Origin of the sequence: uncultured Modestobacter sp. (assembly GCF_947486615.1) — a bacterium.
GTDB lineage: Bacteria > Actinomycetota > Actinomycetes > Mycobacteriales > Geodermatophilaceae > Modestobacter.
The window spans coordinates 88,587-107,380 of the sequence record NZ_CANKUD010000009.1 but is presented as its reverse complement, the minus strand read 5'-3'; the positions used below and the strand labels follow the sequence as shown (position 1 = coordinate 107,380).

17 protein-coding genes are annotated in these 18,794 nt (G+C 75.3%); 7 read left to right on the top strand and 10 right to left on the bottom strand.

Features of this window, described 5'->3' with window-relative positions; genetic code table 11:
- Positions 1 to 63 precede the first annotated feature (63 nt).
- The 5 genes from Q1A09_RS16590 to Q1A09_RS16570 all read right to left on the bottom strand — a co-directional run bounded on the left by Q1A09_RS16590 (position 64) and on the right by Q1A09_RS16570 (position 5,143).
- Positions 64 to 1,026 (bottom strand): glycosyltransferase family 2 protein, encoded by a 963-nt coding sequence (locus Q1A09_RS16590; RefSeq protein WP_299957235.1) that lies wholly within the window; start codon positions 1,024 to 1,026, stop codon positions 64 to 66.
- Positions 1,023 to 1,877 carry a glycosyltransferase family 2 protein gene (locus tag Q1A09_RS16585; RefSeq protein WP_299957233.1) on the bottom strand — a complete coding sequence of 285 codons (855 nt, stop codon included), beginning with the start codon at positions 1,875 to 1,877 and terminating at the stop codon, positions 1,023 to 1,025. Before Q1A09_RS16585 ends, Q1A09_RS16590 begins: the two co-directional genes overlap by 4 nt.
- Positions 1,878 to 1,951: 74 nt before the next feature.
- On the bottom strand, positions 1,952 to 3,052 hold the full coding sequence (locus Q1A09_RS16580; RefSeq protein ID WP_299957230.1) for a prenyltransferase: 1,101 nt from the start codon (positions 3,050 to 3,052) through the stop codon (positions 1,952 to 1,954).
- Positions 3,045 to 3,878, bottom strand: coding sequence for a class I SAM-dependent methyltransferase (locus tag Q1A09_RS16575; protein WP_299957228.1), 834 nt, complete (start codon positions 3,876 to 3,878; stop codon positions 3,045 to 3,047). Before Q1A09_RS16575 ends, Q1A09_RS16580 begins: the two co-directional genes overlap by 8 nt.
- Positions 3,872 to 5,143: a glycosyltransferase family 4 protein gene (locus Q1A09_RS16570; RefSeq protein WP_299957225.1), complete on the bottom strand. Its 1,272-nt coding sequence runs from the start codon at positions 5,141 to 5,143 to the stop codon at positions 3,872 to 3,874. The genes Q1A09_RS16575 and Q1A09_RS16570 overlap by 7 nt, the downstream gene beginning before the upstream one ends.
- Before the next feature lie 64 nt (positions 5,144 to 5,207).
- On the opposite strand from Q1A09_RS16570, the gene Q1A09_RS16565 reads away from it, so the two are divergent.
- Both Q1A09_RS16565 and Q1A09_RS16560 read left to right on the top strand, forming a co-directional pair.
- Positions 5,208 to 5,501: a Dabb family protein gene (locus Q1A09_RS16565; RefSeq protein WP_299957223.1), complete on the top strand. Its 294-nt coding sequence runs from the start codon at positions 5,208 to 5,210 to the stop codon at positions 5,499 to 5,501.
- A gap of 161 nt (positions 5,502 to 5,662) precedes the next feature.
- Complete coding sequence (locus Q1A09_RS16560; protein ID WP_299957220.1) at positions 5,663 to 6,736, top strand: DUF4192 domain-containing protein; 1,074 nt, start codon at positions 5,663 to 5,665, stop codon at positions 6,734 to 6,736.
- 76 nt (positions 6,737 to 6,812) lie between these two features.
- On the opposite strand, the gene Q1A09_RS16555 is transcribed toward Q1A09_RS16560, so the two are convergent.
- Both Q1A09_RS16555 and Q1A09_RS16550 read right to left on the bottom strand, forming a co-directional pair.
- Positions 6,813 to 8,903 carry a S9 family peptidase gene (locus Q1A09_RS16555; protein ID WP_299957217.1) on the bottom strand — a complete coding sequence of 697 codons (2,091 nt, stop codon included), beginning with the start codon at positions 8,901 to 8,903 and terminating at the stop codon, positions 6,813 to 6,815.
- A gap of 149 nt (positions 8,904 to 9,052) precedes the next feature.
- Entirely contained in the window at positions 9,053 to 9,772 is a 720-nt protein-coding gene (locus Q1A09_RS16550; protein WP_299957216.1) for a metal-dependent transcriptional regulator, read from the bottom strand.
- A gap of 202 nt (positions 9,773 to 9,974) precedes the next feature.
- On the opposite strand from Q1A09_RS16550, the gene Q1A09_RS16545 reads away from it, so the two are divergent.
- Both Q1A09_RS16545 and Q1A09_RS16540 read left to right on the top strand, forming a co-directional pair.
- A complete protein-coding gene (locus tag Q1A09_RS16545) occupies positions 9,975 to 11,159 on the top strand; it encodes an acetoin utilization protein AcuC (RefSeq protein WP_299957213.1) in 1,185 nt (394 codons plus the stop codon).
- A gap of 75 nt (positions 11,160 to 11,234) precedes the next feature.
- Entirely contained in the window at positions 11,235 to 13,922 is a 2,688-nt protein-coding gene (locus tag Q1A09_RS16540; RefSeq protein ID WP_299957211.1) for a bifunctional GNAT family N-acetyltransferase/acetate--CoA ligase family protein, read from the top strand.
- A 56-nt stretch (positions 13,923 to 13,978) separates the two neighbouring features.
- On the opposite strand, the gene sigB is transcribed toward Q1A09_RS16540, so the two are convergent.
- Both sigB and dtd read right to left on the bottom strand, forming a co-directional pair.
- Complete coding sequence (sigB, locus tag Q1A09_RS16535; protein WP_299957208.1) at positions 13,979 to 14,962, bottom strand: RNA polymerase sigma factor SigB; 984 nt, start codon at positions 14,960 to 14,962, stop codon at positions 13,979 to 13,981.
- A 264-nt stretch (positions 14,963 to 15,226) separates the two neighbouring features.
- Entirely contained in the window at positions 15,227 to 15,658 is a 432-nt protein-coding gene (dtd, locus tag Q1A09_RS16530; RefSeq protein WP_299957205.1) for a D-aminoacyl-tRNA deacylase, read from the bottom strand.
- 169 nt (positions 15,659 to 15,827) lie between these two features.
- Here dtd and Q1A09_RS16525 point away from each other — a divergent pair, with 169 nt between their 5' ends.
- From Q1A09_RS16525 to Q1A09_RS16515, 3 genes are all read left to right on the top strand, one after another.
- The gene (locus Q1A09_RS16525; RefSeq protein WP_299957203.1) at positions 15,828 to 16,769 is read left to right on the top strand and encodes a DUF808 domain-containing protein; all 942 of its coding nucleotides are present in this window, start codon (positions 15,828 to 15,830) and stop codon (positions 16,767 to 16,769) included.
- 39 nt (positions 16,770 to 16,808) lie between these two features.
- Positions 16,809 to 17,408, top strand: a complete 600-nt coding sequence (locus Q1A09_RS16520) for an HhH-GPD-type base excision DNA repair protein (RefSeq protein WP_299957201.1) — start codon at positions 16,809 to 16,811, stop codon at positions 17,406 to 17,408.
- 149 nt (positions 17,409 to 17,557) lie between these two features.
- Positions 17,558 to 17,902, top strand: a complete 345-nt coding sequence (locus Q1A09_RS16515) for a DUF3099 domain-containing protein (RefSeq protein ID WP_299957198.1) — start codon at positions 17,558 to 17,560, stop codon at positions 17,900 to 17,902.
- A gap of 1 nt (position 17,903) precedes the next feature.
- On the opposite strand, the gene Q1A09_RS16510 is transcribed toward Q1A09_RS16515, so the two are convergent.
- Complete coding sequence (locus Q1A09_RS16510; RefSeq protein ID WP_299957195.1) at positions 17,904 to 18,788, bottom strand: carbohydrate kinase family protein; 885 nt, start codon at positions 18,786 to 18,788, stop codon at positions 17,904 to 17,906.
- Positions 18,789 to 18,794: the final 6 nt, after the last annotated feature.

Below are 18,794 nucleotides of genomic sequence, written 5' to 3'. Positions count from 1 at the left end.
GCGGTCACCGAGATGCGGCAGGTTGCGGTGTCCCGGGTCCGGGTCACCGCGCCGGGACGTACCTCAGCTCACGTAGCGGCGGGCGGTGGACGTCCGCTGGGCGCCCTCGAGCGCGGCGAAGCGGGCCTCGGCGTGGGCGGGGAGCACCCGGCGCTCGCGCACCAGCCAGGGCAGGCCGCGCACCGCCGCCAGCAACCCGCGGGCGGTCACCCGGTCCCGGGGCACGGTGCGCAGCAGGTGGAGAGTCCGCCGCAGCGCCGGCTTGAGCGGGCGGCGGAGCCACGTCGTCCAGAGGGTATTGCGGATGCCGTCGGCCCGGCGCTTGTGCGGGTCGCGGGCGGTGCTGGCCTGGTGGTGGATGGTCAGCTGCTCCAGGTAGCAGAGCTCCCAGCCGGCGGCGGCGAGGTCGCCGGCCATCAGCTCCTCCTCACCGCCCAGCCAGAGCCGCTCGTTGAAGCCGCCGACCTCGTCGAAGGCCTCCCGGCGCAGCACGCTCGCCCCGGCCAGGAAGCTGCCCAGCGCCGGGCCGGGCAGCCAGTCGGCGCCGACGACGGGGGAGTCGCGCAGCTCGGCGACGATCGGGTCCTCGGTGCCGCCCGGCTCGACCAGGATCCGCGCGGTGACCACGGCGAGCCGGGGATGGGCGTCGAAGGCGTCGGCGGCGGCGCGCAGCGAGCCCGGGTCCCACCAGGTGTCGTCGTCGCAGAAGGCCACGTAGGGGGTGTCGAGCCGGGCGACGCCGAGGTTGCGGCCCACCGCGCCCAGGTTCTCCGGGCTGGCGATCAGCTCCACCCACGGGTGCTGCTCACGGACGGCGTCGGCGGTGCCGTCCGAGGAGCCGTTGTCGACCACCACGACGTGCGGCTGCTCGGGCAGCTCGCGCAGCCGCGACAGCGCCAGCAGCAGCTCGTCCCGGCGGTCGTGGGTGATCACCACGACGGCCACCCGCGGGTCGGCGCCGCTCCGGACGGCCTCGGTCGGTGCGCTGGTCACGGTGTCCTCTCCGTCGACGTCCTGGGCAGTCACGACGCCAGCTCCCGGACGCCGTCCATCACGCGCCGCGGCAGCACCCGGCGGTTGCGCAGCGCCGCCGGCACCCGGGGCAGCGCGCCGGCCAGGCCGCGCCAGCCGACCCGGCCGGCGCGCACGGTGCGGAGCAGCTGGCCGGCGACGTCCCGGAGCGGGTAGCGCATCAGCGCGGTCAGCACCCGGCTGCGCCACAGCCCGGACTGCCGGGTGGCCGACGGCTCGCGGTGGGTGGACGGGTGGTGGTGCACGGTGACGGAGTCGACGTAGGCCAGGCCCCAGCCGGCGGCGGCCAGGTCGAGCGCGAGCCGCTCCTCCTCACCCGGGAAGCGGACCACCTCGTCGAACCCGCCGGCGGCGGTGAACGCCTCGGTGCGCACCAGCGCGGCGCAGGCGACGAAGCCCAGCAGGGACGGGCCGGGCAGGTCGGGTTCGGTGGCCAGCGGGCTGTCGGCCATCTCGGTGCAGACCGGGTCGAGGGTCTCCTCGGGGCCGACCAGGATGCGGGCAGCCAGCAGGCCCAGGCGCGGGTGGGCGCGCATCACCTCGACCGCGCGGGCGAGGTCACCGGGTGCCCACCAGGAGTCGTCGTCGGTGAACGCGACGAACGGGGTGCCGGCGCGGGCGGTGCCGATCGTGCGGGCCACCGCCCCGGCGTTGCGGTCCAGCGGGACGACGGTGACCTCGGGGTGGGCCGCGCGCACCGCCGCCACCGTGTCGTCGGTGCTGGCGTTGTCGACGAGCACGACCGGCGCCTCGTGCCGGGGGATGCTGGCCAGCAGGTCGGCGCGCCGGTTGCGGCTGGCCACCACGCAGGTCACCGCGGCTCCGGCGCTCGGGTTCGTGATCACCGGCAGATCGTGCCCGGCGGTCGGCGGGGCCAACCCAGTGCCTTGATCACAGTCGCCGGGCGACGCTCGCTCGGTCATCGGGGCTCGGGCACCGCCGGGTGGATGCCGGGCGCGGCCGGCTCGTCCACCGCCGGGCGGTCCAGGGCGGCCGGGTCGGCGAACAGCGTGGCGGCCGGCCCGGTGCCGGCGATCGCGTCGGCGGCGAGCACCACCGCGGCCGCCGTCCAGGTGGTGCGCTCGACCGGCCACCGGGCGTCGTCGGCGTAGACCAGCCCGGTCCAGTAGGAGCCGTCCTCGGCCCGCAGGTGCTGCATCGCGGCCAGTTGCTCGGTGGCGTCGTCCGGCCGCCCGGCGGCGGCCAGGGCGAGGGCCAGCTCGCAGGTCTCCGCGCCGGTGACCCACGGCCGGTCGGCGACGCAGCGCACCCCGAGCCCGGGGACGACGAAGGTGTCCCAGCCGGCGGCCAGCCGGTCGGTGGCGGCCGCGCCGGTGACCGCTCCGGCGAGCACCGGGTAGTACCAGTCCATCGAGTACCGGGAGCGGTCGGCGAAGGCGCCGGGTCGCTCGCGCAGCGCCCGGCCCAGGTCAGCGGCGGCGACCTCCCAGTCCGGCTGGGCCTCACCGACCAGCCCGGCGAGCGCGACGCCGGCCCGCAGCGCCTGGGAGAGGCTGGCGTTGCCGGTGAGCAGCGCGGTGTCGTCCGGGGTGCCGTCCGGGCGCAGCGCCCAGCTGATCGCCCCGCTGGTCAGCTGCATCCTGGTGACCAGGTCCAGCGCCCGGCGGACGGTGGGCCAGAGCCGGTCGACCAGTGCCGCGTCGCCGGTGCACAGCCAGGAGTGCCAGGCGCCGACGGCCAGGTAGCCGGCGTGGTTGCTCTCCACCGCCGGCGCCACGGCGACGCCGTCCCGGTACTCGGCGGCCCAGGAGCCGTCGGGCCGCTGGTGTCGGGCCAGCCACTCGTAGGCCGCCCGGGCGCGGTCGTGCTCCCCGCCGACGTCCAGGGCCATCGCCGCCTCGACGGAGTCCCAGGCGTCGAGCTGCCCACCGCGGAACCAGGGCAGCGCGCCGTCGGGTGCCTGCTCGGCGGCGATCGCGGCGACGGTCTGCCGCAGCTGGTCGGCGCTGAGCACACCGGGGACGGCGGGCAGGTCGGCCGCCCGGCGCCGGTCAGGCACGGGCGAGGCCGGTGGGAGCGGTGTCCGTGGGGGCGGTGTCCGTGGGGGCGTCGGCCGTGGGTGCGTCGGCCGTGGGTGCGTCGTCCGCGGCGGCGGGCCGGTCGGCCGGTGCCGCGGCGGCGGGCTTGTCGGCGTAGATGACGAAGCTCTTGCCGATGAGCGGGTCGAGCACCCGCTCGGCCGTGCGGGTCAGCCACGGGCGATGCATCAGGTCCCAGACCAGCAGCCGGTGGTAGGCGCGGGTCAGCGCGGTCTCCCGGTCGACCCCGACCGCGCACTTGAGCCACCAGTAGGGGGCGTGCAGGGCGTGCGCGTGGTGGGTGTCGGTGGGCTGCAGCCCGGCCGCGGCCAGCCGCTCCCACAGCTGGTCACCGCGGTAGATCCGGATGTGGCCGCCCTCGTTGGCGTGATAGGCGTCCGACAGCCCCCAGCACACCCGCTCCGGGCCGTAGCGGGGGACGGTGACCGCGACCCGGCCGCCCGGCCGCAGCACCCGGGCGATCTCGGCGAGCGCGGTGCGGTCGTCGACGATGTGCTCCAGCACCTCCGAGGCGATCACCCGGTCGACGCTGGCGTCGGGCACGGGCAGGGCGCGCAGGTCGCCTCGCGCCACCGCCGCGGAGGCGCCGGCCGGGGCCTCTCCGGCGGCGGCGATCGCGCCCAGCCACTCGGCGGTGGTGTCCACCTCGTGCTGGCCCCAGTCGACCGCCAGCACCGAGGCGCCGCGGCGGTAGGCCTCGAAGGCGTGCCGGCCCTCACCGCAGCCCAGGTCGAGCACCCGCATGCCGGGGCGCACGTCGAGCAGGTCGTAGTCGACGGTCAGCACCCGCGCGGCCCTCCGGTCGCCCCGGCCGGCCGCCGGTCCAGGACGTCGGCGTACCAGTCGGCCGTCCGTTCGGCGGTGCGGCGCCAGGTGTAGCTGCCCAGCACCCGGGTGCGGCCGGCCCGCCCCAGCTGCTCCTGCAGCGACGGGTGGTCCAGCACCAGCCGCAGCGCCTCGCCCAGCCGGCCGACGTCGCCGGCGGGCACCTGCACGCCGGCGTGCGAGCCGACCACCTCGGGGAGCGCGCCGGCGTCGGTGGTCACCAGCGGGGTGGCGCAGGCCATCGCCTCCACCGCCGGGAGGGAGAACCCCTCGTAGAGCGACGGGATCGCCGCGACGGTGGCCGTCTGCAGCAGCCGCACCAGCTCCTCCTGCGTGACCGGCCCGGTGAACCGCACCGCATCGCCCAGCCCCAGCCGGTCCATCGCCGTCGCTGCCGGCCCGCCGGGGCGCGCGGTGCCGATCACGGTCAGCTGCACGTCCCGCTCGGTGCGCAGCTTGGCCACCGCCTCCAGCAGGTGCACCAGCCCCTTGAGCGGCACGTCCGCGCTGGTGGTCACCACGATCCGGGCGCTCTCCCGGGCCGCGGGGTCGCCCGGCCGGAACACGTCCGGGTCGATCCCGACCGGGATGACCTGGACTCCCTGGGCGGGCACGCCCATGTGCCGCTCGATGTCGCGACGGGAGCTCTCCGAGACGGTGGTGATCCCGTCCAGCCGCTGGGCGACCCGGGCCTGCATGCCGGTGAACGCGTACCAGCGGCGCAGCGTCACCCGGCGTCGCAGGGTCGGGGCTGCGGCGAGCTCGAGATCCCGGTCGATGGCCACCGGGTGGTGCACCGTGGCGATCGTGGGCAGGCCCCGGCGGCGCAGCTGCAACAAGCCGTAGCCCAGCGACTGGTTGTCGTGCACCACGTCGAACTCGGCGGCCCGCCGGCCCAGCAGCCGGGCGGCGCGCAGGCTGAACGTCAGCGGCTCCGGGAAGCCGGCGGTGCACATCGTGGCGAACTCGGCGACGTCGACCAGGCTGGAGAACTCGCGCAGCCGCGGTGTGCGGAACGGGTCCGGCTCCCGGTAGAGGTCGAGGCTGGGCACCCGGGTCAGCGGCGTGCCGTCGTCCAGCTCCGGGTAGGGCTGACCGCTGAGCACCTCGACGCGGTGGCCGAGCTCGCGCAGCTCCCGGGACAGCGCCCGGACGTAGACGCCCTGTCCGCCGCCGTGCGGCTTGCTCCGGTAGGACAGCAGTGCGACCCGCAACGACCGTCCCATGCCCGGACTGTAACCAGCGCGCTCCGGTTGGCCGGTGCCCGGACCGGCCTGGCAGGGTGCGCTCATGCTGCGCCACGTCGTGCTGTTCACCTGGACCGAGGACACCTCCCCCCAGACCCGCGAGGCCACGCTGGCCGCGCTGCGCCGGCTGCCCGAGGAGGTGGGCGGGATGACGTCGTTCGCGGTCGGCCCCGACGCCGGTCTCGTCGACGGGAACGCCGACACCGCGCTGGTCGCCGACTTCGCCGACGTCGAGTCCTTCCGGGCCTACGCCGGCGACCCGCGGCACCTCGCGGTGATCGCCGAGCACGTCAAGCCGCACCTGGCCAGCCGCTCCGCCGTCCAGTACGAGGTCTGAGGGCGGTACCAGGTCGGAGGACTCCGCACGTTGCTCTCGCACGACCGGGAGGCTGCACCCGTCCGGTGAGCGCGAGCGGCTCGGCGTCCACAGCCGGAGGTGCTGTCCACAACCCGCTCCTGCAGCGGCCAGCCTGCCGGCGCCGGCCGCAGGGTCGGGGCATGTCCGACTCACGGCCCGAGCACACCGTCCGCCTGACCGGTCCCGGGGAGGTGGCCGCCGCGCTGCCGCACCTCATCGGCTTCCGTCCCCGGGAGTCGCTCGTGCTGGTCGGCGTCCGCGGCACCACCCCGGTCACCCTCGGGCTGACCGTCCGGGTCGACCTGCCGCCGGAGGAGCACCGGGCCGCGGTGGTCCGGGACGTGGTGCGGGCGCTGTGCACCGACCAGCCGGTGGCGGCCCTGCTGGCCGTGGTGTCCGAGGACGCCGACGACTGGGCGGCGCCGCTCCCGCCCGGCCCGGCGGTCCCGGTGCTGCCGCACCGCGAGCTGGTGCGCGAGGCCCTGCTCGCCCTGCACGAGCAGGAGCTGCCGGTGCGCGACGTGCTGCTGGTCCGGCACGGCCGGTGGTGGGACTACGACTGCGCGCAGGCCTGCTGCGACCCGGGGACGGGCACCCCACTGCCCAGCGGCACCAGCCAGCTGGCGGTGGCCGGCGCGCTGTCCGGGCAGGTCGTCGAGGACGACCGCGCGGCGTTCGCCCGGCGGATCGCCCCGGTCGGCTTCCTGGCCGCGGCGGGGATGGCCCGGGCCTGCGAGCAGGTCGGCGACGAGCTCGCCCACCGGACGGCGCAGCTGGGCTGGGACGCCGTCGTGGAGGAGGGCTGGGACGCCCTGCTGGCGGCGGTCGCGGCCTCCCGGCCCGGCTCGGTGGAGCGACTGTCGGACCGGGAGGTCGCCCGGCTGGCCTGGGGGCTGCGTGACCACGACCTCCGCGACCGGGCGCTGGCGCTCACGGTGGGGCGGCAGGCAGCGGCCGCGGAGGTGGTCTGGACCGAGCTGGTCCGGCGGGCACCCGCCCCGCTGGACGCGGCGCCGGCGACCCTGCTGGCCGTCACCGCCTGGGTGGGCGGGAACGGCGCCCTGGCCAACGTGGCCCTGCAGCGCGCGCTGGACAGCGAGCCGAGCTACACCCTCGCCGGACTGCTGCGGACCGCGCTGCACGCCGGCATGCCACCGAAGGCGGTGCGCCGGCTGATGCAGGACGCCGGCGACCCGGGCCGGGTGCGCCGGTGACCGGGACGCCGGCGCGCCCGGGTGCTGCGCGGCGGTGACCGGGGCACCAGCGGCGGTGCCGGCGCCCCGGTGCACCTCAGAGCAGCTCGGGGCGCTGCCACTCCTCGCCCAGCACGTGCTCGGCCAGGAAGGCGATCACCGTCTCGTACCAGACCGCGGCGTTGCCCGGCGTGAGCACCCAGTGGTTCTCGTCGGGGAAGTAGAGGAACTTCGACGGCACGCCCCGCTTCTGCAGGTCGTACCAGAGCCGCAGGCCCTCACCGATCGGCACCCGGTAGTCCTTGTCGCCGTGGATGACCAGCATCGGCGTGCGGATCGCGTCGGCGAAGCGGTGCGGCGAGTTCTGCTCGTACCGCTTGGGCTCCGTCAGCGGGTCGCCGAACTCCTTCTCCCAGTAGTAGGAGGCGTCGGTGGCGCCGACGAAGCCGTCCAGGTGCCACAGGCTGGCGTGGGTGACGATCGCCTTGAACCGGTCGGTCTGGGTGGCCACCCAGTTGGCCATGTAGCCACCGAAGGAGCCGCCCATCGCCGCGGTGCGGGTCTGGTCGATCTCCGGCAGCGCCTCGGCGGCGTCCACCGCGGCCATCAGGTCGGTGTAGGGCGCGTCGCCCCACTCTCCCCAGCCACGCCGGACGAAGTCCTGCCCGAACCCCTGCGACAGCGCCGGGTTGGGCAGCAGTACCGCATACCCGCGGGCGGCGAGCACCCACGGCGTCCACCGCCACGACCAGGAGTTCCAGCTCATCAGCGGCCCGCCGTGGATCCACAGCACCAGCGGGGCCGGGGTGTCCGCGCCGGCCCCTTCGGGCAGCACCAGCCAGGACTGCACCCGGGTGCCGTCGGCGGCGGTGGCGTCCAGTTCGCGCAGCGTCCCGGGGAAGGAGCTGATCGTGCCGGGGTTGGGCAGCGGCACCGGGTCCTGACCGGTGGCCGCCGGGTCCAGCCGCACCGGCACCGGCGGGGTGTCGTACCCCGACCGCAGGGCGTAGAGGGCGCTGCCGTCCCGGGCCACCTGCAGGTCGCTGTAGGCGCCCTGGTCGGTCAGCCGGACCGGTGCGCTCCCGTCCACGGCGACCCGGAACACCGCGTGCCGGCCGTCGTCGTCGGCCAGGAAGTAGACGGCCGTGCCGTCCGCGGCGAACTGCGGGGCGCTGGGCCACCGGTCGAAGTCGGGGGTCAGCTCACGGACGCCGGCCGGCTGGTCGTCGTCCAGGTCGACCAGCAGCAGCGTGTACTCCGGCGGGTCGTCGTAGGTCGTCGCCGACTGGCGGGCGCAGACCACCTGGCGGGAGTCGGGGGAGAAGCGCGCCCCGGACACGTCCGCCAGCGGGTCGTCGACCAGCACCCGGGTCCGCCCGGAGGCCACCTCGGTGAGCACCAGGCGGGAGCGCCGCCCGGCCGGGCCGTCGGCGACGTCCTCGCTGCGCACCAGCAGCCGGCCGTCGGGGGAGAGGGCCACGTCCTCACCGGCCCCCAGCGGCGGACCCGCGTCGGGGGTGAGGTCCCGCCACTCGGAAGCGGCCGGAGCCGTGCCGGGCACCGGCTCGGTGGGCAGCTGCCCGATCCAGAACACGTGCGGCACGGCCGGTCCGAGGTCGTGGTCCCAGTAGCGCACCGGGTAGCTCTCGTGCAGCAAGGCGGTGACCCCGGCGTCCTTGCGGGCGGTGCGACGCGCCTGGTCGGCCTCGGCGTCGCCGGCACCGGGCATGGTCGACGCGACGACCGCGACGTCACCGGTGTCGGCGGCGACGGTCACCCCGGAGATGCCGCTCGGGCGCTGCAGGACGACGCGGGCCTCGCCGCCGTCCGCGGGCAGCGCCCACAGGGCCGGCTTGGGCTCACCGGCGTCCTTGCCCGCGTCCGGGTCGGGGCGGGCAGAGGTGAACAGCAGGTCGCCGGTGGGGGAGAACTGCGGGGCGGACTCACCGGCCGCGCCCCGGGTCAGCCGGCGGGCCGGGCGCCGGCCGGCCGGGTCGACCTCCCACAGCGCCGACTGCCACCGGGTGCCCGCCGGGTCCAGCGTCGCCACCGAGGTGACCAGCCGCGTGCCGTCGGGGGAGAGGGCGAGCCCGCCCAGCCGGGGCAGCGCGACGAAGTCCGCGAGCCGGTGGAACGGGGTGGGCGGGGTGGCGTCGGGCTGCTCGGAGGGAGCTGGGGAGTCGCTCACCGGTGCCTTCTCTCTACGCGTCGCGTCGGTGTCCCGGCGAGCCTAGTGACGAAGGTCGTGAGCCGTGCGAACGAGTGCGGCGTCCGGGCCCCGGGTACGCGGAGAGCCGCGCCCCCAGTGGGGCGCGGCTCTCGGTCGAGCGGGTCGGGTCAGCTGACGCCGGCGGTCGCCTCGGCGGCCTCGACCGGCGTGAGCTCCTCTTCCACCGCGCTCACGAACACGTGCTGGGCCACCCCGGGCTGCAACGCCTCCCCGTCGACCAGCACGGTGCCGTTGGCCAGCGACGCGGTGACCTGGGACCCGGGCCGGACGCCGAGGTCGGCCAGGGTGCGCAGCAGGGTGGCGTCCTCCTGCAGCTGCTCGCTGATCCGCCGGATCACCACCGGCCTCCCCTCCGGGGTGGCCGTGGTGGAGAGCAGGGTCAGCGCGTCGAGCACCGCGGAGGTGTCGCCACCGAGCGCGTCCAGGCCGGGGATCGGGTTGCCGAACGGCGAGACCGTCGGGTTGTTCAGCAGGCTGAGCAGCTTGCGCTCCACCGCCTCGCTCATCACGTGCTCCCAGCGGCAGGCCTCCTCGTGGACGTCGGCGTAGTCCAGCCGGATCACGTCCACCAGCAGGCACTCGGCCAGCCGGTGCTTGCGCATCACCGCGGTGGCCAGCTCGCGGCCCTCGTCGGAGAGCTGCAGGTGCCGGTCGCCCTGCACCGTCAGCAGCCCGTCGCGCTCCATCCGGGCGACGGTCTGGCTCACGGTCGGGCCGCTCTGGTGCAGTCGTTCGGCGATCCGGGCGCGGAGCGGGACGATGCCCTCCTCCTCCAGCTCGAAGATCGTCCGGAGGTACATCTCCGTGGTGTCGATGAGGTCGTTCACGTCCACTCCTCCGTCAGGTGGCCCCGATCCTACGAGGCGGGGGCCAGCCGACGGGGCACGCGAGCGGTGCGGACGGTCGCCGCGTCGCGCCGGCGCACGCGCGGGCCGGCACCGGTAGCGTCGGCCCGGTGAGGGAGCTCGCCTGCTCGACGAGGAGCACCGCAGCACCGTGCCCGCGCCCGCGCGACCGGGGAGCGGGGTCGTGAGCGACGCCGTGACGGTCGTCTGGGACGACGCGCTGCTGGGCTACACCATGGGCGGGGACCACCCCATGCACCCGGTCCGCCTGGACCTGACCATGCGGCTGGCCGGGTCCCTGGGCGTCCTGGACCGGCCCCGGATCCAGGTGGTCAGCCCGACCCAGGCGGGCGAGGACCTGCTGACCCTGGTCCACGACCCCGGCTACCTCGAGGCCGTGCGCCGGGCACCGGAGGACCCCTACGGGGTGGGACACGGCCTGGGCACGCCGGACAACCCGGTCTTCCCGGGCATGTACGACGCCGCGGCGCTGATCACCGGGGGCAGCGTGCTCGCCGCCGAGCAGGTCGCCAGCGGGCGGGCGCAGCACGCGGTCAACATCTCCGGCGGGCTGCACCACGCCATGCGCGACGCGGCGTCGGGCTTCTGCGTGTTCAACGACGCCGCGGTCGCCATCGCCTGGCTGCTGGCCCAGGGCTGGGAGCGGATCGCCTACGTCGACCTCGACGTGCACCACGGGGACGGCGTCCAGGCCGCGTTCTACGACGACCCACGGGTGCTCACCGTCAGCGTCCACCAGACCCCGCTCACCCTCTTCCCGGGCACCGGCTTCCCCGAGGAGACCGGCGACCCGCAGAAGGCGCTGGGCAGCGCGGTCAACCTGGCGCTGCCCAACGGCACCGACGACTCCGGCTGGCTGCGCGCCTTCTCCGCCGTGGTGCCCAGCGTGGTGCGTGCCTTCGCTCCGCAGATCCTCGTCACCCAGTGCGGCTGCGACGCCCACCACGAGGACCCGATGGCCGACCTCGGGCTCACCATCGACGGCCAGCGTGCCTCCTACCGCGCGGTGCACGACCTGGCGCACGAGGTCTGCGAGGGCCGCTGGGTCGCCCTCGGCGGTGGCGGCTACGGCGTGGTGCGGTGCGTGCCACGCGCCTGGACCCACCTGATCGCCGAGGCCAGCGGCGACCGGCTGGCCGGCACGACCGACATCCCGCAGAGCTGGCAGGACGACGTCCGCGCCCGCGGGCTGCACACCCCGCCGCCGGTGAGCATGACCGAGGGCGGGTACGTCGGCTACCAGCGCTGGGACCCGTTCACCGAGAACCGCGTCGACCGGGCGATCCTGCGCACCCGCACCGCCTCCTTCCCCTACTTCGGACTCGACCCGGACGACCCCCGTGACTGACGGAAGGACCACCTCGCCCCCCGCCACTCGCCGGCTCGTGGCGGGCCCCTACGAGGTGGCCGGAGGAACGCGACCGTGGATGACCAACTGACCCCCGCTGCGCCGCCGCACTGGGAGGCCGACGTGGTGGCCGCCGACGGGGGCACCGTGCACCTGCGGCCGATCACCCCCGAGGACGCCGAGGGGATCGTCGGGCTGATGGACCGCAGCTCCGACCAGACCCGCTACTACCGGTTCTTCGGGCCGATGCGCCGGTTGTCGGACAAGGACCTGCACCGCTTCACCCACGTCGACCACGACGCCCGGGTCGCCTTCGTCGTCCTGCTCGGCGACCGGCTCATCGGGGTCGGCCGCTACGACCGCTACCCGGGCACCGACGACGCCGAGGTCGCCTTCCTGATCGAGGACGCCCACCAGCGCCGGGGCCTGGGGTCGGTGCTGCTGGAGCACCTGGCCGCGGCGGCGCGGGAGCGGGGGATCAGCCGGTTCGTCGCCGAGGTGCTCAGCCAGAACAGCGCGATGGTGCGGGTCTTCATCGACGCCGGGTACTCGGCGAAGCGGTCCTACGAGGACGGCGTGGTGCACCTGACCTTCCCGATCGCGCCCACCGAGCAGTCGCTGGCGGTGGCGCACGAGCGGGAGCAGCGCAGCGAGTCCCGGTCGATCGGCCGGCTGCTCAACCCCGGGTCGGTGGCGATCGTGGGCGCCAGCAACGACCCGTCGAAGGTCGGTCACGCGGTGCTGCACGACCTGCTCGAGTACGGCTTCGCCGGCCCGCTCTACCCGGTCAACCCGGCCGTGCGGCACGTCCGCGGCGTGCCGGCCTACGCCGACATCGAGGCCATCCCGGACGACGTCGACCTGGCCGTGCTGGCGGTGCCGGCCGACGAGGTGCCGGCGGTGGTCGAGGCCTGCCGGCGCAAGAACGTCCGCGGCCTGGTGGTCATCTCCGGCGGGTTCGGGGAGACCGGCCCCGAGGGGCGCGCCGCCGAGCGGGCCCTGGTCGCCTCCGCCCGCGCCTCGGGCATGCGCGTGGTCGGCCCCAACTGCCTGGGCATCGTCAACACCGACCCGGCGGTGCGGCTGAACGCCAGCCTGGCCCCCGACGTGCCCGGCCGTGGGCGGGTCGGCTTCTTCGCCCAGTCCGGTGCGCTCGGCGTCGCCCTGCTGGAACGGGCCCGCAGCCGGGGGATCGGGCTGTCCAGCTTCGTCTCCGCCGGCAACCGGGCCGACGTCAGCGGCAACGACCTGCTGCAGTACTGGGCCAGCGACCCCGGCACCGAGGTGGTGCTGCTGCACCTGGAGAGCTTCGGCAACCCACGCAAGTTCGCCCGGCTGGCCCGGGGGATCGGCCGCACCAAGCCGGTGGTCGCGGTGAAGAGCGGACGGCACGTCGGGATGACCGCCGGCCTGGCCGGCACCAGCGTCGCCGTCCCCGAGCAGTCGGTCGCGGCGCTGTTCGCCTCGGCCGGGGTGATCCGGGTGGAGACCCTGGCCCAGCTCTTCGACGTCGGCACGCTGCTGGCCCACCAGCCGCTGCCCGGCGGCGACCGGGTCGCCGTGGTCGGCAACTCGACCGCCATGGGCGTGCTGGTCGCCGACGCCGTCCTGGAGCAGGGCCTGGCGCTGGCCCACGACCGCCCGGTCGACATCGGCACCCAGGCCGGCCCGGAGGACTTCCGGACCGCACTCCAGGCGGCCCTGGACGACGACGGCGTGGACAGCGTCGTCGCGGTCTTCCTGCCGCCGCTGGTGCGCGGGGAGGAGCAGCCCTTCGGCGAGGTGCTGCGGGCCGTCTCGGCCGGCTCGGGGAAGCCGCTGGTGGCCAACTTCCTCTCCACCGAGGGCATCCCGGACGAGCTGGCGATCCGCGACGAGCACGGCATGCCCGCCCGCGGGTCGGTGCCCTCGTTCTCGACCCCGGAGCGCGCGATCATCGCGCTGGCGAAGGTCAGCGAGTACGCCCGCTGGCGGCGCCGGCCGCTGGGCGTGGTCCCCGAGCTGGAGGGCATCGACGAGGCCGCCGCCCGCCGGGTCGTGGAGGCCGCGCTGGTGGCGTCCCCGGAGGGCCGGGAGCTCACCGACGAGGAGACGATGGCACTGCTGGGCGCCTACGGGGTGCCGATGCTGGGCACCCGCCGGGTCGAGGACGCCGAGGCCGCGGTCGCCGCCGCGGAGGAGATCGGCCACCCGGTGGTGCTGAAGTCCACCGCGCCGTGGCTGCGCGACCGGCGCGACCTGGGCGGCATGCGCTTCGACCTGACCGACGCCGAGGACGTGCGGACGGCGTTCGCGGCGATCCCGGCCGGCGACCCGGTGATCGTGCAGGAGCAGGCGGCGCCCGGGGTGGCGACGGTGGTGGAGATCGTCGACGACCCGTCCTTCGGGGCGCTGGTCAGCTTCGGCGTCGGCGGGGTGGCGACCGACCTGCTCGGTGACCGCGCCTACCGCACCCTGCCGCTGACCGACCTGGACGCGCACGAGCTGGTCCGGGAGCCCCGGGCCTGGCCGCTGCTGAACGGCTATCGCGGCAGCGCGCCGGTGGACAGCGCCGCCCTGGAGGACCTGCTGCTCCGGGTCGCCCGGCTCGGCGACGCCCTGCCCGAGGTGCTCGGGCTCAGCCTGGACCCGGTCATCGTCGGCCCGGCCGACGCCTGGCACGGCGGCCGCAGCCTGGTGGTCGCCGGCGCCGTCATCCGGGTCGGCCCGCCCACCGCCCGCATCGACCAGGGCCCCCGCCGCATGTTCCGCCCCGGCACCTGACGCGACAGAGCCCCCACCCACCAGGGCAGGGGGGCAGGGGCGCTGTCGTCGTCGGCTCAGCCCAGGTAGTCCCGGAGGGCGTCGGCGCGCTGCGGGGCGCGGAGCTTGGTCATCGTCTCGCGCTCGATCTGCCGCACCCGCTCGCGGGAGAGGCCGAAGCGCTTGCCGATCTGCTCGAGCGTGCGCGGCTGGCCGCCGTCGAGACCGAACCGCATGATCACCACGTCCCGCTCCCGCTCCTCGAGGGTCTCCAGCACGTTGCGCACGTCGCCCTTCATCATCTGGAAGGCGACGGCGTCCTCGGCGACCGCGGCGTCGGCGTCCTCGATGAAGTCACCGAGCCGGGACTCCTCGTCGGCACCGACGGTCTGGTCGAGGGAGACCAGGTCGCGGGAGTACTCGAGCAGCTCGGTGATCCGCTCGGGGGTCATGTCGAGCTCGAGGCCCAGCTCCTCGGGGGTGGGCTCCCGCTCCAGCTCCTGGTGGATCCGGCGGCGGGTGCGCACCACCTTGTTGACCTGCTCGGCCAGGTGGACGGGCAGCCGGATCGTCCGTCCGGAGTCGGCCATCGCCCGGGTGATGGCCTGGCGGATCCACCAGGTGGCGTAGGTCGAGAACTTGAAGCCCTTGGTGTAGTCGAACTTCTCCACGGCGCGGATCAGGCCGACGTTGCCCTCCTGGATGAGGTCCAGGAACGTCATGCCGTGGCCGGTGTAGCGCTTGGCCACCGAGACGACCAGGCGGAGGTTCGCCTCGAGCAGGTGGGCCTTGGCCGCCTTGCCGTCCGCCGCGAGCAGCTTGTAGTCCCGGGTCAGCGCCGGGGTCAGCTTCTTCTCGTTCAGCAGCCGGTCGGCGTAGAGGCCGGCCTCGATCCGCTTGGCCAGCTCGACCTCCTGCTCGGCGGTCAGCAGCGCGGTCTTGCCGATGGTGTTGAGGTAGACGCGCACCAGGTCCGTCGACACCAGGCCACTGGTGTCCGGGGCGCGGCGCGGGGAACGCACCTCGAGGGTGTCGGTGGGGGAGGACTGCAGCACGGTCACGATGAGTCTTCGTCCTTGCTTCGGGGTCCGGATGCGTCGCCGTCGTGGGTGGTCTGGCGGTGCACCCCGGTGGAGGTCAGAGCGTCGTCCGGGATCAGCCGGGTGGCTCTCCGGTCGTTCTGTCCGTGTGGTACATCGTGTGCAACGGACCTGCCGGGGCGCGTGTTCCGGGGCGCGAGGACTCACAGGCAACGTCCAGGTCGGCGACTCTGCGTGCGCTCCGGAAGCGAGTGACAGCGGTGTGGTACCCCGCTCCGCCGGTGGCTAGACCTCCAGCTGCAGGGTCATCGGCCCCTCGTTCACCGAGGCCACCGACATCCGGGCGCCGAACCGGCCGGTGCCGACCTCGGTGCCCCGCCGGCGCAGCTCGGCGACCACCTCGTCGACCAGCGGCTCGGCCAGCTCCCCGGGCGCCGCGTCGGCCCACGAGGGACGGCGTCCCTTCCGGGTGTCGGCGTAGAGGGTGAACTGGCTGACCACCAGCACCCCCAGGCCGAGGTCACCGACCGAGCGGGCACCGTCGTCGGTGGGGAAGACGCGCAGCTCGTGCAGCTTCTTCCCGAGCGCGCGGGCCCGGGCGACGTCGTCGTCCCGGCCGACCCCGACGAGGGCCAGCAGGCCCGCGCCGATCGCGCCGACCACCTCGCCGTCCACCGTCACCGACGCCTCGCTGACCCGGGTCACCACCGCACGCACGCCGTCGATCCTCGCCGACCCGGCGCCCCGGCCGCGCGGGCGTGCCGGACTTCGGTGACCCGGACGGGTGCGGCGCCCGCGCGTGGCACCGCCGGATCGTCCACCATGTCCTCCGACAGCACGCGAGTGCGCAACCGATCGGAAGGAACCTCCCGTGGCGGGTGGACTGGTGGCACTCCTGGACGACGTGGCGGTGCTGGCGCGCGCGGCCGCGGCCTCGATCGACGACATCGGGGCCGCTGCCGGGCGGGCCAGCGTGAAGGCCGCCGGGGTGGTGGTCGACGACACCGCGGTCACCCCGCAGTACGTGCACGGGCTGAACGCCGACCGTGAGCTGCCGATCATCCGCAAGATCGCTGTCGGCTCGCTCCGCAACAAGCTGCTGATCATCCTGCCGGCGATCCTGCTGCTGAGTGAGTTCCTGCCCTTCCTGCTCACCCCGATCCTGATGGTCGGTGGCGCCTACCTCTGCTACGAGGGCGCGGAGAAGATCTGGCACCGGGTCAAGGGCCACGACGAGGCCCACGCGTCGGTGGAGGAGGCGCTCCCGGACGAGAAGACGATCGTCACCGGGGCGGTGCGCACCGACTTCATCCTCTCCGCCGAGATCATGGTGATCTCGCTGAACGAGGTGGTGGACCAGGGCTTCTGGTCCCGCGCGATCATCCTGGCGATCGTCGCGCTCGGGATCACCGTGCTCGTCTACGGCGTCGTCGGCCTCATCGTGAAGATGGACGACGTCGGGCTGCACCTGGCCCAGCGGTCCAGTGCGGGCGTGGCCCGGTTCGGGCGCGGGCTGGTCAAGGGCATGCCGAAGCTGCTCAGCGCGCTCACCGTGGTCGGCACCGCGGCGATGCTCTGGGTCGGTGGCCACATCCTGCTGGTGGGCACCGACGAGCTGGGCCTGCACGTCCTCTACGAGGTCGTGCACCACCTGGAGGAGGCCGCGGCCGACGCCACCGGCGCGCTCGGCTCGGTCATCGGCTGGGTGGTCAACACCCTGGGCAGCGCGCTGCTCGGGCTGGTCGTGGGCGCGATCGTGGTGACGGTGCTGAGCCTGACCCTGCACCGGCGCACGGCGGACGAGGCGAGCGGCGCGAAGGCGCACTGACCGCAGGGGTGGGCGGGCCGGTGCGGCAGGATCTGCTGCGTGCCGACCCTCCGCATCTCCCAGGACGACGTCGCCGACGAGCTGCTCGGCCGTGACCCGCTGGCGCTGCTGATCGGGATGCTGCTGGACCAGCAGTTCCCGATGGAGCGTGCGTTCGCCGGGCCGCGGCTGCTGGCCGACCGGCTGGGTGTGCAGACGCTGTCCGCGGTCGAGCTCGCCGAGTGCGACCCGGCGGAGCTGGCCCGGCTCTTCCAGGGGCCGCCCGCGGTGCACCGCTACCCCGGGTCGATGGCCGCCCGCACCCAGGAGCTGGCCCGGGCGCTGGTGGAGCGGTACGACGGCCGGGCCGACGCGGTCTGGACCGATGCCCCGGACGGCGCGACCCTGCTGCGGCGGCTGCGGGAGCTGCCCGGCTTCGGCGCGCAGAAGGCGACGATCTTCCTGGCCCTGCTGGGCAAGCAGTGCGGCGTCACCCCGCCCGGCTGGCGGGAGGCCGCCGGGGACTACGGCCTGGAGGGCGCCCGCCGGTCGGTCGCCGACATCACCGACCCGGCGTCCCTGGCCGAGGTGCGGGCGTTCAAGCAGGCGGCCAAGCAGGCCGCCAAGGAGGCCCGCGCGGCGAAGGCCCCGGTCGGCTGAGTCGCCCGGCAGCGGGTCTGCCGAGCCGCTGCATGGCGCACGATCGAGTGGCACGATGGACCGCAGGAGCCGGGGGCTCCGGGGGCCGGTCGCACCACGGGAGCCGACCACCGCCGCCCTTCCCCCGGCCAGTCCAGGGAAGGGCATCCGTGGCCTCCAGCCAGTCCGTCGGCCGGCACGACAGCAACGAGCCGCTGCTCATCACCGAGGCCGAGCCCAGCCGGGCCGACCAGCACGCGGCCCGCAAGAAGCGCTACGCGATCACCATGCTGATCCGTGGCGTCAGCCTCGTGCTGGCCGCGCTCACCTACCAGTACTCGATCTGGCTGATGGCCGTCTTCGCGGTCCTGGGCACCGTGCTGCCCTGGGTCGCGGTGGTGATGGCCAACGACCGGCCGCCGAAGAAGAAGATCGACCCGAACCGCTACCGGCCGCCGGCACCGGACCGGATCCTCGAGTCCGGCAGCAGCAGGGCCCGCGTCATCGACATGTGAGTCAGCGGGCCCCGGGCCGGGCCACCACCTCGGCGGCCCGGGCCAGCCCCGCGTCCAGCGCGCGCAGCGGGTCCGGCCGCCCGCCGGACGACGTCCAGGCGGCCAGCACGCCCGCGGTGAACGCATCACCCGCACCGGTCGTGTCGACGACGACGGCGGGGTGCGCCGGGCGGTGCACGAGCTCGTCACCGGCGGCCCAGAGCGCGCCGTCCGCCCCCAGGGTGACCACCACCACCGGGTGCCGGGCGGCGAGTGCCCGGGCCGCCGCGGCCGGGTCCGCGCAGCCGGTGAGCAGCCGCGCCTCGTCGGCGTTGGGCAGCAACAGGGTGGCCGCCGCGGTCTCGGCCAGCCACCGGTCGACGCCGTGCGCAGCCAGCGGGCCGGTGGACGCCGGGTCGACCGACACGGTGCAGTCCGCCGCCCGGGCCCGGGCCAGCGCCGCCAGCCCGGCGGCCCGCGGCCCGGGCGCCAGCAGCGTGTAGCCGGACAGGTGCAGGTGCCCGCCGCGGACCGGGGTGGGCACGTCGGCGGCCTGCAGCGCCAGGTTGGCGCCCCGGTCGGCCAGGAAGCTGCGCTCCCCGCCCGGCTCGACGAGGCTGACGATGGTGCCGGTCGGCGCACCGGGCACGGTCCGCAGCGCCAGCTGCACGCCGGCCGCCGCGAGCCCGGCGCGCAGCGCCTCCCCGGGCAGGTCGTCGCCCACGCACCCGGCCAGCGTCACCGGCGTCCCGAGGGCCGCCAGGTGCGCGGCCACGTTCGCCCCGGCGCCGCCCCCGGCGGTGCTGATCGCCGCCGGCCGGTCCGAGCCCGGCGCCGGCTCCCCGGAAAGCAGGACGACGACGTCGGTGCACACGTCACCGACGACGACGACCCGCGACGCGGCCACCGTGGG